The 14,019-nt window shown below is 39.9% G+C and carries 18 protein-coding genes and 1 tRNA gene; 13 read left to right on the top strand and 6 right to left on the bottom strand.

Translation table 11 applies throughout. The features are described from left to right. Nucleotides 1-206 precede the first annotated feature (206 nt). Nucleotides 207-869: a class I SAM-dependent methyltransferase gene (locus H6G59_RS11035; protein WP_190714464.1), complete on the top strand. Its 663-nt coding sequence runs from the start codon at nt 207-209 to the stop codon at nt 867-869. Between the two features lie 118 nt (nt 870-987). Here the strand turns inward: H6G59_RS11035 and trhO are convergent, their stop codons facing one another. Beyond that, nucleotides 988-1,887, bottom strand: a complete 900-nt coding sequence (gene trhO / locus H6G59_RS11030) for an oxygen-dependent tRNA uridine(34) hydroxylase TrhO (protein ID WP_190714328.1) — start codon at nt 1,885-1,887, stop codon at nt 988-990. An 89-nt stretch (nt 1,888-1,976) separates the two neighbouring features. On the opposite strand from trhO, the gene H6G59_RS11025 reads away from it, so the two are divergent. Then, a tRNA-Ala gene (locus tag H6G59_RS11025) sits at nt 1,977-2,049 on the top strand. On the opposite strand, the gene H6G59_RS11020 is transcribed toward H6G59_RS11025, so the two are convergent. Then, a complete protein-coding gene (locus H6G59_RS11020; protein ID WP_190714326.1) occupies nt 2,050-2,682 on the bottom strand; it encodes a class I SAM-dependent methyltransferase in 633 nt (210 codons plus the stop codon). A gap of 79 nt (nt 2,683-2,761) precedes the next feature. Between H6G59_RS11020 and H6G59_RS11015 the strand changes: the two genes are divergently transcribed. The 10 genes from H6G59_RS11015 to H6G59_RS10970 all read left to right on the top strand — a co-directional run bounded on the left by H6G59_RS11015 (nt 2,762) and on the right by H6G59_RS10970 (nt 10,874). Continuing rightward, nucleotides 2,762-4,168 carry a lysophospholipid acyltransferase family protein gene (locus H6G59_RS11015; RefSeq protein ID WP_190714324.1) on the top strand — a complete coding sequence of 469 codons (1,407 nt, stop codon included), beginning with the start codon at nt 2,762-2,764 and terminating at the stop codon, nt 4,166-4,168. Nucleotides 4,169-4,389: 221 nt separating this feature from the next. Further along, entirely contained in the window at nt 4,390-5,793 is a 1,404-nt protein-coding gene (gene leuC / locus H6G59_RS11010) for a 3-isopropylmalate dehydratase large subunit (protein ID WP_190714322.1), read from the top strand. A gap of 83 nt (nt 5,794-5,876) precedes the next feature. Then, the gene (gene leuD, locus H6G59_RS11005; RefSeq protein WP_190714321.1) at nt 5,877-6,485 is read left to right on the top strand and encodes a 3-isopropylmalate dehydratase small subunit; all 609 of its coding nucleotides are present in this window, start codon (nt 5,877-5,879) and stop codon (nt 6,483-6,485) included. A gap of 234 nt (nt 6,486-6,719) precedes the next feature. Next, on the top strand, nt 6,720-6,956 hold the full coding sequence (locus tag H6G59_RS11000; RefSeq protein WP_190714320.1) for a DUF3134 domain-containing protein: 237 nt from the start codon (nt 6,720-6,722) through the stop codon (nt 6,954-6,956). An 800-nt stretch (nt 6,957-7,756) separates the two neighbouring features. Beyond that, a complete protein-coding gene (locus H6G59_RS10995) occupies nt 7,757-8,872 on the top strand; it encodes a ferrochelatase (protein ID WP_190714318.1) in 1,116 nt (371 codons plus the stop codon). 117 nt (nt 8,873-8,989) lie between these two features. Beyond that, the gene (locus tag H6G59_RS10990; protein WP_190714461.1) at nt 8,990-9,592 is read left to right on the top strand and encodes a Uma2 family endonuclease; all 603 of its coding nucleotides are present in this window, start codon (nt 8,990-8,992) and stop codon (nt 9,590-9,592) included. Nucleotides 9,593-9,689: 97 nt separating this feature from the next. Beyond that, nucleotides 9,690-9,965: a BrnT family toxin gene (locus H6G59_RS10985; protein WP_190714316.1), complete on the top strand. Its 276-nt coding sequence runs from the start codon at nt 9,690-9,692 to the stop codon at nt 9,963-9,965. Beyond that, complete coding sequence (locus H6G59_RS10980; protein WP_190714315.1) at nt 9,928-10,203, top strand: BrnA antitoxin family protein; 276 nt, start codon at nt 9,928-9,930, stop codon at nt 10,201-10,203. Before H6G59_RS10985 ends, H6G59_RS10980 begins: the two co-directional genes overlap by 38 nt. 63 nt (nt 10,204-10,266) lie before the next feature. Further along, a complete protein-coding gene (vapB, locus tag H6G59_RS10975) occupies nt 10,267-10,494 on the top strand; it encodes a type II toxin-antitoxin system VapB family antitoxin (protein WP_190714313.1) in 228 nt (75 codons plus the stop codon). Beyond that, entirely contained in the window at nt 10,491-10,874 is a 384-nt protein-coding gene (locus tag H6G59_RS10970) for a type II toxin-antitoxin system VapC family toxin (protein ID WP_190714311.1), read from the top strand. Before vapB ends, H6G59_RS10970 begins: the two co-directional genes overlap by 4 nt. Nucleotides 10,875-10,928: 54 nt before the next feature. Here the strand turns inward: H6G59_RS10970 and H6G59_RS10965 are convergent, their stop codons facing one another. Both H6G59_RS10965 and H6G59_RS10960 read right to left on the bottom strand, forming a co-directional pair. Next, nucleotides 10,929-11,477 carry a Rho termination factor N-terminal domain-containing protein gene (locus tag H6G59_RS10965; RefSeq protein WP_190714309.1) on the bottom strand — a complete coding sequence of 183 codons (549 nt, stop codon included), beginning with the start codon at nt 11,475-11,477 and terminating at the stop codon, nt 10,929-10,931. Nucleotides 11,478-11,483: 6 nt separating this feature from the next. Then, a complete protein-coding gene (locus H6G59_RS10960; protein WP_190714307.1) occupies nt 11,484-11,978 on the bottom strand; it encodes a hypothetical protein in 495 nt (164 codons plus the stop codon). 241 nt (nt 11,979-12,219) lie between these two features. Between H6G59_RS10960 and H6G59_RS10955 the strand changes: the two genes are divergently transcribed. Then, a complete protein-coding gene (locus H6G59_RS10955; protein ID WP_190714304.1) occupies nt 12,220-12,465 on the top strand; it encodes a DUF4926 domain-containing protein in 246 nt (81 codons plus the stop codon). A 36-nt stretch (nt 12,466-12,501) separates the two neighbouring features. On the opposite strand, the gene H6G59_RS10950 is transcribed toward H6G59_RS10955, so the two are convergent. Together H6G59_RS10950 and H6G59_RS10945 are read right to left on the bottom strand one after the other, a co-directional pair. Further along, nucleotides 12,502-13,065 (bottom strand): Uma2 family endonuclease, encoded by a 564-nt coding sequence (locus H6G59_RS10950; protein ID WP_190714302.1) that lies wholly within the window; start codon nt 13,063-13,065, stop codon nt 12,502-12,504. Nucleotides 13,066-13,217: 152 nt separating this feature from the next. Beyond that, entirely contained in the window at nt 13,218-13,763 is a 546-nt protein-coding gene (locus H6G59_RS10945; protein ID WP_190714300.1) for an NADPH-dependent FMN reductase, read from the bottom strand. Nucleotides 13,764-14,019: the final 256 nt, after the last annotated feature.

The raw sequence follows: 14,019 nt of genomic DNA, 5'->3' as shown, positions 1-14,019 counted from the left end.
TTACAGATAACCATTTTAATTAATTTACTAATTTTAGAAGGGAAATTGGAAATAAATCCAACGAAAATCATCTTTGCAACATCTCTACATAAACGGAGTTGAGGAGATATTTGGTAGAGTCGGCAGGCAAATGACGGACGTGATATCATCTGTGTATCTGTGTCAAAATCCGTTTGTGCTATGTATGACAGGCATATTTTTGAATGATGACAAAACAAACAATTGGCTTAGAAAAAAATCTGTATAATTATTTGCTGTCTGTTTCCCTGCGAGAACCAGACGTATTAACTCAACTGCGTCAGGAAACCTCGCAATTACCTATGGCTCAGATGCAGATTTCCCCAGAACAAGGTCAATTTATGGCGTTGTTGGTAAAGCTGATAGGTGCAAAAAAAACTTTAGAAGTAGGTGTATTTACAGGTTATAGCTCTTTGGTAACTGCCTTGGCTTTACCCGCAGATGCTAAGATTGTCGCCTGTGATGTGAGTGAAGAATATACGAGTATTGCTCGGCGTTATTGGCAACGTGCTGGGGTAGCTGATAAAATCGATTTACACATCGCCCCAGCTTTGGAAACTTTGGATAAATTATTGGCATCTGGTGAAGCAGAAAGTTTTGATTTTGCGTTTATTGATGCTGATAAGGGGAACTATGAAAACTATTATGAGCGATCGCTCAAATTAATTCGACCAGGTGGACTAATTGCCATTGATAACGTCCTCTGGTCTGGTAAAGTTGCAGATTCCGAAGTTCAGGATAATCAAACTAACAAGATTCGCTTTTTGAATCAAAAGTTACATCAAGACTCACGAATTACTCTGAGTTTGGTTCCTATCGCTGATGGTTTGACTTTAGCAATGAAGAATTAAACGCAGAGGTAAGCGGAGGTTAGCGCGGAGGTTCGCAAAGATTAAAGTTATATCATGTCCGGCTAATTGGTTATCAAAAAACTCACCGCGTCCCCGCGTCAGCCCTAATGATAAGTATTCAATCGGACATGATATGCTTGCTATGCTGTTTCCATTTTTGCTGTTGTCTCGTTATTTTGTCTTCGGTCAAACTATCAAAACAGTGCGGACAGGAAATTCCTTCTTCATATTTAGAGGATGTTTTATCTTCTTCTGCAATGGGATGTCCACAGCAAAAGCATAACTCATAACTTCCTGCTTCTAATCCGTGACGAACTGCGATTCGTTCATCAAATACAAAACACTCTCCTTCCCATAAACTTTCTTCGGCTGGAATTTCTTCTAAATATTTGAGAATGCCGCCTTTGAGGTGATATACTTGATTGAATCCTTGAGAAAGCAGATAAGATGAGGCTTTTTCACAACGAATACCACCAGTACAAAACAAAGCCACTTTTTTATGTTTGCTGGGGTCAAGTTGTTTATTTACATATTCTGGAAATTCTCGGAAGATCTGGGTTTGCGGATTTTCAGCCCTTTTGAAAGTACCAATACTTACTTCATAATCATTACGGGTATCAATTACTGTGACTTCTGGATCAGATATCAAATCATTCCATTCTTGAGGACTGATATAAGTTCCCACTTTTTCATTGGGGTCGATCTCAGGTATTCCCAAAGTTACAATTTCTCTTTTTAACCGCACTTTCATTCTTTCAAAAGGAGGCGTTTCTGTGTATGATTCTTTATGTTCTAAATCTGTGAACCGAGTATCACGACGGAGAAAGTTAAGAACTGCATCGATTGCTTGACGGGAACCAGCAATTGTACCATTAATCCCTTCCGGGGCTAGTAAAATCGTGCCTTTGATGCCGTGTTCCTGACAAAAAGATAGCAAGGGTTCTCGGAGTTCGGCAAAATCAGGTAAACTGATAAACTTATACAGTGCAGCCACAACTAAAATATTTTTTTGGTTCATCTATTTACAAAAAATGAATATTAGGATAATATCTTGTCAAGATATAAAATTTTGAATTTTTTGTTCTTAAAAACTTTTGCATTGAAAACGGGGGTTTAGCTCAGTTGGTAGAGCGCCTGCTTTGCAAGCAGGATGTCAGCGGTTCGAGTCCGCTAATCTCCATTAATGATGACGAAATACCAGTGACAGGTTATTTGCTGGCATTTGATAGGTTTTGTGCAGAATCAAATTTTGCTCTTTAGCGGCTTTGATCACATCCTCTAAATTACGCACTCCCCACTCTGGGTTTTGCAGCTGTAAAGACTCGTCAAAAGCCTCGTTACTCGGTGCGGTATGTTTACCGTTTTGTTTGTAGGGTCCATATAAATAAAGAATACCACCAGAGGGAAGAATCCGTCCAGCACCAGCCATAAGTCCTAAACAGGCTGACCAAGGGGAAATATGAATCATGTTAATGTTAACTATGGCGACAATAGATAATTCGGGTAATGCTTCTTTCTCCACTGGCCAAACTGGTAACTCTACATCTATGTCTAAAGGTTGAGAAATATTATCACTCTTTAATTCTTCTGCCCAAGCAGTAATACTATCGCGTAATATGGGGTTAGGGTCAGAAGGTAGCCATTGTCGGGGTTTGAGGCTAGGTGCAAAAAACACGGCGTGTTCACCTGTGCCACTGGCAACTTCTAGAACAGTTCCATTGGCAGGTAATACTTGTAAAAGTACCTCTAAAATGGCTTCTCGGTTGCGCTGGGTTGCGGGTGCGAATTGTTTTTTGTCTGGTGCTGTGTTCATATAATTTAAATTATCAGAATTAAGCAATCAAGCGATCGCTATTTTTTCACTTTTTTAGCCAGAAATTCAGGAGAACAACTTGCCTAAATCAATTCATTCTACTCAACCACCACTCAAATTCATTCCCCAACGCCATAACCCCCTAATAGTTAAAATTACCTCTTGGTTTCTCCCCTTTTTTCTTCAGGTGAGAACTAGACCTTGGCTACCTGCGGGTATTGTCAATATTGAAGCCAAGAATGCCGAAGTCTTAGCTAAATTATACCAGGAATTTCAAGCTGGGAAAATCCGCTTTTTAATCGCATTTCGTCACCCAGAGGTAGAAGATCCTCTAACTATGTTATATTGTCTTACCCGCATCGTTCCCAAAGTGGCGCGTCAACAAGGGATTGCTCTAAAATATCCACTACATAGTCATTTTATGTATGAACGGGGAATGACATTATGGGCAGGAAATTGGCTAGGATGGTTATTCTCTGGACTTGGGGGTGTACCCGTTCGCAGGGGAAGACGAGTAGACCGAAACTCTATTCAAATGGCGCGGGATTTATTTGCTAATGCAAAACTGCCTATTGCCATTGCACCCGAAGGCGGTACAAATGGTCACAGTGGTATAGTTAGTCCTCTAGAACCGGGTGTAGCACAATTGGGTTTTTGGTGTGTGGAAGATTTACAAAAAGCAAACAGAGAAGAAACGGTTTTTATTATTCCTATTGCTATTAAATATAGTTACGTTAATCCACCTTGGGAAAAAATAGATTGGCTGTTATCTAAATTAGAAACTGATAGTGGTTTACCCGTTGCGGAAATTAGTACAGAACAGAAAAAAGAAGAAATTTTATATCAACGTGTTTTGCGTTTAGCTGAATACTTAATTTCCGAAATGGAAGATTTTTATCGTCGGTTCTATCATCGAGATTTACCACCAATCATCCCTGAAGAAAAAGTCCCAGCTAATGAAGTGTTAATTACCAGATTACACCGATTAATGGATACAGCTTTACAAATCACAGAACAATATTTTAATATTCAGCCCCAGGGTAATTTTATTGATAGATGTCGGCGTTTAGAAGAAGCAGGTTGGAATTACATTTATCGGGATGATATCGAGGATATTCAAAGTTTACCACCTTTCAAACGTGGCTTGGCTGACTGGGTAGCAGAAGAAGCTGATTTAAGAATGCAACATATGAGAATAGCCGAAAGTTTTGTGGCTGTGACTGCTAATTATATTCAGGAAAACCCAACTGCGGAAAGATTTGCAGAAACAGCATTATTAATGTTTGATATGTTGTCTCGGATTAAAGATTCTACTTTACCAGGAAGACCGCGTTTAGGTTTAAAACAAGCGATGATTACTGTAGGTGAACCAATTTCTGTCAGTGAAAGGTGGGAGAGTTGTCAGGGGAATAAACAGGAGTTGAGAAAGGGAGTGAGTGATTTGACAAAGGATTTGCAGGTAATGTTAGAGGAGTTGATTAAATAATTCGTAATAGTGCTTACAGCAGGCTACCGCCAACGTAATTCATAATTCGTAATTAAGTTTTGTGACGGGGATTTAAACCCACGGTACTCGGTTAAAGATTAGTTTCACACCCAGACAAAAGGATTTTTCCTGTTCACAGATTAATTCTTTTAGCTTTTTGTCCACAGCGGACAATTTTCTGATACCATAAAAAATCCGACTCCTTTAACATAGATTGACGTATGAGCAAGGGAACCCTGTTTGACAAAGTTTGGGACTTACACACCGTTGGGACACTTCCGTCAGGACTAACACAACTATTTATTGGACTACATCTTATTCATGAAGTTACCAGTCCCCAAGCCTTTGCTATGCTCAAGGAGCGGGATTTAAAAGTATTATTTCCACAACGGACAATAGCCACAGTTGATCATATCGTCCCCACAGAAAACCAAGCTCGTCCCTTTGTGGATAGCATGGCAGAAGAAATGATTCAGGCTTTAGAAAAGAGTTGTCAAGAAAATGACATAACTTTTTACAATATTGGTTCAGGGAATCAAGGTATAGTACACGTCATCGCTCCTGAACTGGGACTCACCCAACCGGGAATGACCATTGCTTGCGGAGACAGTCATACATCAAGTCATGGTGCATTTGGAGCGATCGCATTTGGAATTGGAACCAGTCAAGTTAGAGACGTTCTCGCCTCCCAAACCTTAGCATTATCAAAACTCAAAGTCCGCAAAATCGAAGTTAACGGCCGCCTCCAACCCGGAGTTTACGCCAAAGACGTAATTTTGCATATCATCCGTACCCTCGGCGTAAAAGGTGGCGTAGGCTACGCTTACGAATTTGGCGGCACAACCTTTGCACAGATGAACATGGAAGAACGGATGACCGTTTGTAACATGGCCATCGAAGGCGGTGCAAGATGTGGATACGTCAACCCCGACCAAATCACCTACGATTATCTGCAAAATAGAGACTTCGCCCCCAAAGGTGCAGAGTGGGAACAAGCCATTACTTGGTGGGAATCTCTGCGTAGTAATATTGATGCAGAATATGATGACGTAGTAGTATTTAATGCCGAAGATATTCCCCCCACAGTCACATGGGGAATTACACCCGGTCAAGGAATTGGCGTAGATCAAAAAGTCCCCACAGCCACAGAACTCCTAGAAGAAGACCGCTTCATCGCCGAAGAAGCATACCGCTACATGGATCTATATCCAGGTCAACCCATCCAAGGAACAAAAATTGATGTTTGCTTCATAGGAAGCTGCACAAACGGACGCATTAGCGACTTAAGAGAAGCCGCCAAAATCGCCCAAGGTCGCCAAGTAGCAGAGGGTGTAAAAGCCTTCGTAGTACCCGGTTCAGAAAGAGTCAAAAAAGAAGCCGAAGCCGAAGGGCTAGATAAAATCTTCCAAGCCGCCGGTTTCGAGTGGAGAGAACCAGGCTGTTCCATGTGTTTAGCCATGAACCCCGACAAACTTCAAGGTAGACAAATCAGCGCCTCCTCCTCCAACCGCAACTTCAAAGGAAGACAAGGATCATCCTCCGGTCGTACCCTACTCATGAGTCCCGCAATGGTAGCCACAGCAGCCATTAAAGGCAAAATCGCCGACGTGCGCGAACTACTGTAACCCCCTCTTCCTTTGCGCCTAACGTACTTCGTACTTCGCTTCGCTAATGCGCCTTTGCGTGAGACCTTCATCAACTCAAAACTATGGTAAGTGAAATCAAACAAATATCCGGTAACGCCGTTCCCCTCATTGGTAACGACATAGACACCGACAGAATCATACCCGCCCGCTACCTAAAAGCAGTCACCTTTGACGGCTTAGGAGAAGGCGTATTTATCGACGATAGGAAAGCCTTAAACGGTCAACACCCATTTGATCAAATCCAATACCAAGGCGCGAAAATATTAATAGCCAACCGCAATTTTGGCTGTGGTTCATCAAGAGAACACGCACCCCAAGCCCTAGCAAAATGGGGAATCAAAGCCGTCATTGGTGAAAGTTTTGCGGAAATCTTCTTTGGTAACTGCGTCGCCATGGGCATACCATGCGTAACTGCACCCAGCGAAACAGTTAAACAACTGCAAGAATTAGTCACCGCTAACCCCCAAGCATCTCTTACCATAGATTTGGAAAAATTGCAAGTGCAGATGGGTGATTTTACCGTCCCAGTTTTCCTTGGTGAAGGAACCAGAAGCACGTTTATTTCGGGAACTTGGGACGCTTGCGGACAGTTAGTAGCAAATGCAGAACAGGTAAAGGCCACAGCCGCGAAATTGCCTTACATTGGTTGGGAAATATTAGCAGCAAGTTAATAGTCTTACATTCCCTGGCTGGGCTGGGGAACCGGACGATATAAAAAAGTTAACCATTATAGTAAAGTTAGTATTTTCTTGTCAAGATAGTTTAAACTGAGAGTATTATTTACTTGTCAGGTTATTTCCATGCAGAGATGCCAGTTTAGAACACCATTAACGGAACTTAAAAAAGCATTTCTGTCCAACTTTTGAGTCAATCTAGTTTTTCCCCAATTCAAAGAGAATTTTTTTATGCTTAACGGCCCTTTGCATGAACAACCTCGCAACCAACGAGCTACTGTAATTCGTACAAGTAATGAATTTGTGCTTCTGGAATGGCTAAAATCCACTGGGCGCTTGATAGCGCGTGAGCAGGTAGAATCAGATCGTCTCAATGAAGTGGAAGAAATTTCTGAAATCATAGACCTCGACGATATCCCCTATGATCATGATGATGACGACGCAGAAATTGATTTAGAGGATGTCTGATAGCTTGCGTGGCGTAGCCATAAACTTTTTAGTGTGGGATCTAACACTGGTAGATCCTCCTAAATCCACGCCACTTGCTACAAGTCGGGGAACCCTTATGCCTACGGCACACTACGTGAACGGCAGTTACTCATGGGGGAAACCACGCCAGTTCCTTCAACGGGGGAAACTCCCGCAACGGACTGGCTCCCCAAGACCGCACTGCCTCACCAACGCAGTGACTCTCCTTAGAAAGGAGGACTTTGAGTAATTTATTCCCCTTTTTAAGGAGGTAAGGGGGGATCTTGATCAATTCTGATACTTCAGGTGACATCCTCTTAGAAGATTAGTACTTACAAGGCAGAAGTCACAAGACAGCGAGTAATATCATGTCCGTTTGAATACTTATCATTTAGACTGACACGGGGACGCACAGACGCGGAGATTCTTTTTGATAAGTGATTAGGCGGACATGATAGAGTTTTAACTTTGTGGTGATTTCTGCCAATATAAGAAATTTTACTGAAATTTGCTCTCTTATATTCCTTTGGAGACATTGCTAAATACTCAAGCTTCTATGTAAAGAAATAGCAAAGCTATATCTTTAGATGTATATTTTTATGTTTATGTCTATCCTATCCCCCTGGATGGGATAATAATTGATGAGTATAGGGAATTATACAGTTATGTCAAGATTGGCTCATTGCTTATCAAAAAAACTCTCTGCGTAACCGCGTTTGTCTTAATGATAAGTATTTAAAAGGACTTGATGTTGTTCCTGTTTAAACTCTCTGCATTCTGGTTATATTGAGGATTTAATTGTGGTTGCAACGCCGGAAAAACTGCAACATACCCACGAGCATCTACCCAGCCAAGACCGTGTAGCCGTATTACTAATGGGCTACGGCGAAGTCGAAAGCTACGAAGATTTTGCTAACTATAACGAACAAGCTTTAAATCTACTGACTGCGAAATTCGCACCTGTTCCTACTTGGATTTATCCCCCTTTAGCAAAGCTTTTAGCTTTATTTGACCGTCATGAATGGGGACACACACACCACGATTTTATCTCCCCACACAATGCCATCTTTGAAAAGCAACGGGCTGGTATTGAACATGAATTACAACACAAATGGGGCAGTGGTGTCCAAGTTTTCAAAGCCTTTAACTTTTGCGCTCCTTTTTTGCCAAATCAAGTTTTAGCAGAAATTAAAAATCAAGGCTTTAGCAAAATCTTGATTTATCCACTTTTGGTTGTTGATTCCATTTTCACCAGTGGTATTGCTATTGAGCAAGTGAATAATGCTCTTGTAGAATTAGCTGATGGTGAAGAACATTGGGTTAAGGCAATGCGCTATATTCCTTCGTTCTACAATGAACCAGGATATATCAAATTGATGGCTCAGTTGGTAGAAGAGAAAATTAATGCTGACGTAGCCGCAGCTTATTTACCTTCCCAAATCGGTATTGTGCTGATGAATCATGGTTGTCCCCACAAAGCCAAGGGATTTACTTCGGGAATTGATGAAAGTCAAGCGCTTTATGAATTAGTCAGAAATGAGTTAATTAACCGTTATCCTTTAATTTCTGTGGGTTGGCTCAACCACGATACACCGCTAATTGAATGGACACAACCAACTGCTACCCAAGCGGCTAAAAACCTAATTCAATTAGGTGCAAAAGTGATAGTCTTTATGCCTATTGGTTTTGCAACAGAAAACCACGAAACTCTCTTGGATGTTCACCACATCATCCATGATTTAGAGAAACAGCATTCTGATGTTGATTATTTACAAATGGCTTGTGTAAATGACAATCCGCAGTTTTTAGATATGGCTGCTGAATGGGCAAATGCTCATATTGCAGAATTAATGCAAGCTGAAGAAATGGTAGTTAATAGAGAGTTAGCCATAACTCACCATCATCATCACCATTAAGTGACAGTAGGGGCGGGGTTTCCCCGCCCAATTACGAACTACTCCTGCTTCCTGTTTTAAGTTTGAATGTTAATCTGGAACTAACTACAACAAAAGTACCAGTTTCAGGAGGGAATGATGACACAAGCTAATGTATCTCCAGCTATGGCTGTGAATATCCCTACTACAATAACACTGAAAATCTCCCATGAGCAGTTTGTTGATTTGGCACTTGCTAACCGAGATTTACAATTAGAACGAACTGCTGCGGGAGAGTTAATTATTATGCCACCAACGGGAAGTTATACCGGAAAAAGAAACTTTGATATCGCTGGACAACTGTGGCTGTGGAACCGTCAAAGTAAATTAGGGGAAGCATTTGACTCTTCAACAGGTTTTCATCTTCCTAATGGTGCTGACCGCTCTCCTGATGCTGCTTGGATACGTCAAGAAAGATGGGATGCTCTCAGTTTAGAACAGCAGGAAACTTTTGCCCCAATTTGTCCTGATTTTGTTTTGGAATTGCGTTCTAAAACTGATTCTCTGGAAAAGTTGCAAGCGAAGATGAGAGAATATATAGAAAATGGTGCTTGTTTAGGTTGGTTGATTGACCGCAAAAATCAACGAGTAGAAATTTACCGAACAGGTAAAGATGTGGAAGTTTTAGATCATCCTATAACTTTATCTGGGGAAGATGTTTTACCTGAGTTTGTGTTGGATTTAACCGAGGTTTGGAGTTGAGAATATTCACCTTGCTGATTTGAACTAGAAATTATTGCACAGTCGCTGTAATAACAAATTGTAGTTACAATAAAATAAATATAGTTTTTATCGGGTGATGGAGTTTGAATGGGATGAGGCCAAGCGTCTTGCAAACATTCGTAAACACGGCATTGATTTTATAGACGTTGCAGCCGTGTTTGATGGAGATACGGTAACGGTAGAAGATGACCGCTACGACTATGGAGAGCAGCGGTTTGTCACATTCGGTTTATTACAAGGAAGAGTAATTGCTGTTGTCCACACAGAACGCAGCAATCGCACACGGATTATTTCTGCACGAAAAGCAACCAACTATGAACAACGAACCTATTTCGAGCAATTCTCAAACTGATTGGCAGCGTTTAGATGCAATGACTGATGAAGATATTGATTTGTCAGACTGCCCGGAAATTACACCTGAATTATTTGCTAAAGCAGTGGTGAAAAGGGGTTTACCTGTTGCTAAAAACAAAGCACAAGTAACATTACGCATTGATAGTGATGTCTTGGAGTGGTTTAAGTCTCAAGGGCGTGGTTATCAAACTCAAATCAACGCTTTACTAAGAGCCTATATGGAAGCTCATGAGTAAATTTTTATACTTATTTGTCCTCTTTTTGTGTTGCTTTAACCGAGGTTTGGAGTTGAGAATATAATGATACAGCCAGTCATTTTAGAAAAATTAGAAGAACTCCCTGAGTCTCTTCAGATAGAGGTACTTCATTACATTGAATTTTTGATAGAGAAGCACGCTAAAGACTCTACCCAAGCAGAATCTACAAAGAAGCGTCGTGTTGCTGGAACAATGAAAGGAATGTTTGTTTTACCACTGCCGGATGACTTTGATGAGCCACTTGAAGATATGAAAGAATATATGGAATGAATAAATTATTATTAGATACTCATGCTTTTATCTGGTTTGTCTCTAATGATGCTAACCTGCCAGCGGCAACTAAAAATCAGATTGAATCTGCTGAAGCTGTTTTTTTGAGTATTGCCAGTATTTGGGAAATAGCAATTAAACTCAACATTGGCAAACTAACCCTAAAGGGTACTTTTGAAGATATTGAACCTCAACTCATTGCTGCGGATATCAAGATTCTCCCTATTACATTCACTGATACTGTTCAATTCCGTTATTTACCCCTGCATCATCGTGATCCTTTTGATAGGATTTTGGTGGCACAAGCTATAAATCATTCTCTCGTTTTGATTAGTCGTGATGCGGCTTTTGATGCCTATTCTCTTCAGAGGTTGTGGTAATTGAACTGATTGTGGAACAATGGGACTTATGAGTCATTAGTGATAAGTTTTAATTCACTGAGATAGCAGTTCTATTAACTGATATTTCTTTAGATTTGAGTACCCTTTTAATTTTCTTTCTTTCGCTATTGCCTTTAGCTGTGTTATTGATAAATTTTTCAATTCTGGTTGTAATTTTTCTTTTGTTTTATTACTTTGTTCTGTAGCATTTAAAGGTAAAGAATTGATTCGATTTGTAATTCTGTCCAGAAGTTTTTCGACCCTTAAAACACGCTCAATTTCTTCATCGGAATAAGCTGTCAATAGAAGCTGATCAGCTTCTATTCTGAGTAAGTTAAAACGTTTATTTAACTCTTGACAGAAATCATCCTCAGATATTGAATCAATATTTAATTGCTCAGGAGATAAAGCTATATCAACTATATTTTGAGTAACAGTAACTGTACTGTCAACAAATTCTCCAACGGCTCGATATACTGCTTTATCCGAATCAACCATATCTTGCTCTAACTTTTCCAGTTTATTTAAGACAATATCAAAGCTTTCTTCTAATGTAATAGGTTTGACAACTTCAGCTTTTACCTTTTTTACTTTATTTGACATAATTGCTTACCAATGACGTTCTGATTTACCAATACCTCTAGGACTTTGATCTGTGTAGTCGTCATCTTCAATTTCAACAGTCTTCTCTTTCTTGAAAGCATCCCCAATATCTTGATTCAAAAGTTGATAAACTGCCCTCATAATGCGGTTGAATTTCTTGATTACATTACCTTTATCATCTCTGACAGCTTCAAATTCTTGGCGAACTTGTCCAACAAGATATTTTTGCCTCTGACTAACTTTTTGCAGTTCTTTCATAACTACCAGAAGCTCTTTCTTGTTAATTGCTTCTAGAGATAGTTTTTCAAGTAGTTTTTCTTGTTCTTGACTAAGTGACTCTAGCTCCTCCTGAAGTCGCTTTGCTTTTCCGGCAAATTGACCACGACTCAACTGAAGTCCTTTGTAGTTCTGACGGATGTCAAGGTACGACGATTCAAGTTCCTCTCTCGTTAATTTCTCTGGTTGGCTAGGAAAATAGCTAGTTGGGGGATAATCTTTCATAACAACTTTATGATTTTGTACACAGCCTTTAGAATAGACTTATGCGAGAATTAAGTTTTAACCCTTCCTTGACCTATAATGCTTTGAGGTTAATTCGCAGATACGTCCAAGTATTTGCAAACTAACCTCTTTAGTATTATCGCTTATATTAGAGGTATAATCAATCCATCCTACCCATATTTCGTATTTTTTTATAGTGCGATCGCTTGTTGCATAGTCAACAAACCTTTATGAGGTTACGATGAATTTTTCTCTTTACTCCGATGTCATCTTATTACGTGATCTTCCCGAAGAAGGTTTATATGCTGGATACATTGGAACAGTGGTTGAGCAACATAATGTTCAAGGATTAGAAACAGGATATAGCGTTGAGTTTTTCGATATGATAGGAAATACTGTAGCAGTTGTCACATTACCAATGAATTGTTTCCGCTTACCAACCAGTGGAGATAGACCTACAGTAAGACTTATGGCTAATGCTGTGTAGGCGAGCGCTAATTTTTTAATTCACAAAATCATCTACTCACTCCAATAACCAAGCAAATAAATCTTGTACAGTAAGATGAAAATTTTTAGCAAATGCTGGTACTGGCAAACGTGCATTTGGTTGATCATAAAAAGCCGTTGCTTGATCTGGAAAATAAACGAACACAGATTCTTCTTTTGGGTCAATCAACCAGCCGATCTGAGTTCCATAATTGAGACAGTGTAAAATATTTTTAATAACTTTAGTTTGACTTTGGTCAGGTGAAAGAATTTCGATAGTCCAATCTGGAGCCATTGCAAAAACATTGGCAACTCTACCATTTTCTTGACGTGGAATTCTATCCCAACAGAAGACAGAAACATCAGGTACAATTGAGCGTCCACCGAAAGTACAACGAAGTTCTGAGAAAGCCCTGGCTATCTTTTCGGGTTTTAATATCAGATTAATTGCAGGTGGTAGCTCAGTTTGAACTGCACTATGTTCTCCTTGTGGCATTGGTTTTTGGATAATGCGTCCATCAATATATTCGCTGGGAGGTTCTGTCTCTGGCAGTTTTAGAAATTCTTCTAGGGTGATAATTTGAGCAGGTGTTTGTACCATTTGAAGTTTTCCTTAAAAGGTAATATTTGCACTGCTTCTACTTTGCTATTCTACAGATAAATTTTAGCTGCTAATCTTGTCCTCAACAAAGTTTTTTTCTACGCTAAAAAGGGAGAATAGCTTGCAAATATCCTCCCCATATCTCCCTATTGCTAATTTACTCCCCGCAATTTCCGAGTGTTATCAACTAAACTCTGAGCAAATTGATCAAACCGTTGAGAAAGCTTTTCATCCAGCAGCTTACCTTCAGGACTGAAAGCACTGTAAGCTTGTCCGATAGCTATCTGTTCGGGAATTACCCAACCATGCACCCAGCGGAGAATTACTCTCAGGTCATTGAGAGCATTACTATTTACTTGTCCACCTAAAATACTAATCAAACCAGCAACTTTCCCAGACAGTTGATCAAAAGTCATTAAATCTAAAGCGTTTTTGATCACGCCACTCACACTACCATGATATTCTGGTGTAGCCAAAATTAAGCCGTCTGCATTAGCAACAGTATCGCGCAACCGTTGTACATCTGGATATTCTGGATATTCCTTACCACCATTGCAAAAAGGTAGCTGCATTTGTTGTAAATCAAGAATTTCGACTTCTGCACCTAAAGCTGCTACTCGTTGTGCTGCCACTTGTAACCCTAGCTGGGTATAGGAGCCAGGTCTTAAACTACCACCAATACCAACAATTTTTACCATAGTTCACCCACCAAACTAGAATTTTAAAAAGCGTAGTCATTATGATTATGACTATCTTAGCGATTGATTGCGTAATATGTCAAATTTTAGTTTCAGGAGAAACTTGATGTTATGAGGATTAGATTACCCTAGTTGATCAGCTACATGAGTTAAGTAGTAAATACGTGGGAATGTTTTTGTCTGGAAGTTAGACTAGATAGGAAAACCGTAATTTCCAGTTATGGGAATTTTTGCTAGAAGAATAGGCATAAAACCA

Origin of the sequence: Anabaena lutea FACHB-196, assembly GCF_014698305.1 — a bacterium.
In the GTDB taxonomy this organism is placed as follows: Bacteria; Cyanobacteriota; Cyanobacteriia; order Cyanobacteriales; family Nostocaceae; genus Anabaena; species Anabaena lutea.
The sequence above is the reverse complement of the archived record's forward strand: the minus strand, read 5'-3'. Positions and strand labels throughout refer to the sequence as shown.

Coding starts and splice junctions, on each gene's coding strand:
- vapB (WP_190714313.1), top strand. CDS start 10,267: ATGATACAGCCAGTCATTTTAGAAAAATTAGAAGAACTCCCTGAGTCT.
- H6G59_RS10960 (WP_190714307.1), bottom strand. CDS start 11,978: ATGAAAGATTATCCCCCAACTAGCTATTTTCCTAGCCAACCAGAGAAA.
- leuC (WP_190714322.1), top strand. CDS start 4,390: ATGAGCAAGGGAACCCTGTTTGACAAAGTTTGGGACTTACACACCGTT.
- H6G59_RS10970 (WP_190714311.1), top strand. CDS start 10,491: ATGAATAAATTATTATTAGATACTCATGCTTTTATCTGGTTTGTCTCT.
- H6G59_RS11035 (WP_190714464.1), top strand. CDS start 207: ATGACAAAACAAACAATTGGCTTAGAAAAAAATCTGTATAATTATTTG.
- H6G59_RS10950 (WP_190714302.1), bottom strand. CDS start 13,065: ATGGTACAAACACCTGCTCAAATTATCACCCTAGAAGAATTTCTAAAA.
- H6G59_RS10965 (WP_190714309.1), bottom strand. CDS start 11,477: ATGTCAAATAAAGTAAAAAAGGTAAAAGCTGAAGTTGTCAAACCTATT.
- leuD (WP_190714321.1), top strand. CDS start 5,877: ATGGTAAGTGAAATCAAACAAATATCCGGTAACGCCGTTCCCCTCATT.
- H6G59_RS10955 (WP_190714304.1), top strand. CDS start 12,220: ATGAATTTTTCTCTTTACTCCGATGTCATCTTATTACGTGATCTTCCC.
- H6G59_RS11000 (WP_190714320.1), top strand. CDS start 6,720: ATGCTTAACGGCCCTTTGCATGAACAACCTCGCAACCAACGAGCTACT.
- H6G59_RS10980 (WP_190714315.1), top strand. CDS start 9,928: ATGAACAACGAACCTATTTCGAGCAATTCTCAAACTGATTGGCAGCGT.
- H6G59_RS11020 (WP_190714326.1), bottom strand. CDS start 2,682: ATGAACACAGCACCAGACAAAAAACAATTCGCACCCGCAACCCAGCGC.
- H6G59_RS10985 (WP_190714316.1), top strand. CDS start 9,690: ATGGAGTTTGAATGGGATGAGGCCAAGCGTCTTGCAAACATTCGTAAA.
- H6G59_RS10990 (WP_190714461.1), top strand. CDS start 8,990: ATGACACAAGCTAATGTATCTCCAGCTATGGCTGTGAATATCCCTACT.
- H6G59_RS10945 (WP_190714300.1), bottom strand. CDS start 13,763: ATGGTAAAAATTGTTGGTATTGGTGGTAGTTTAAGACCTGGCTCCTAT.
- trhO (WP_190714328.1), bottom strand. CDS start 1,887: ATGAACCAAAAAAATATTTTAGTTGTGGCTGCACTGTATAAGTTTATC.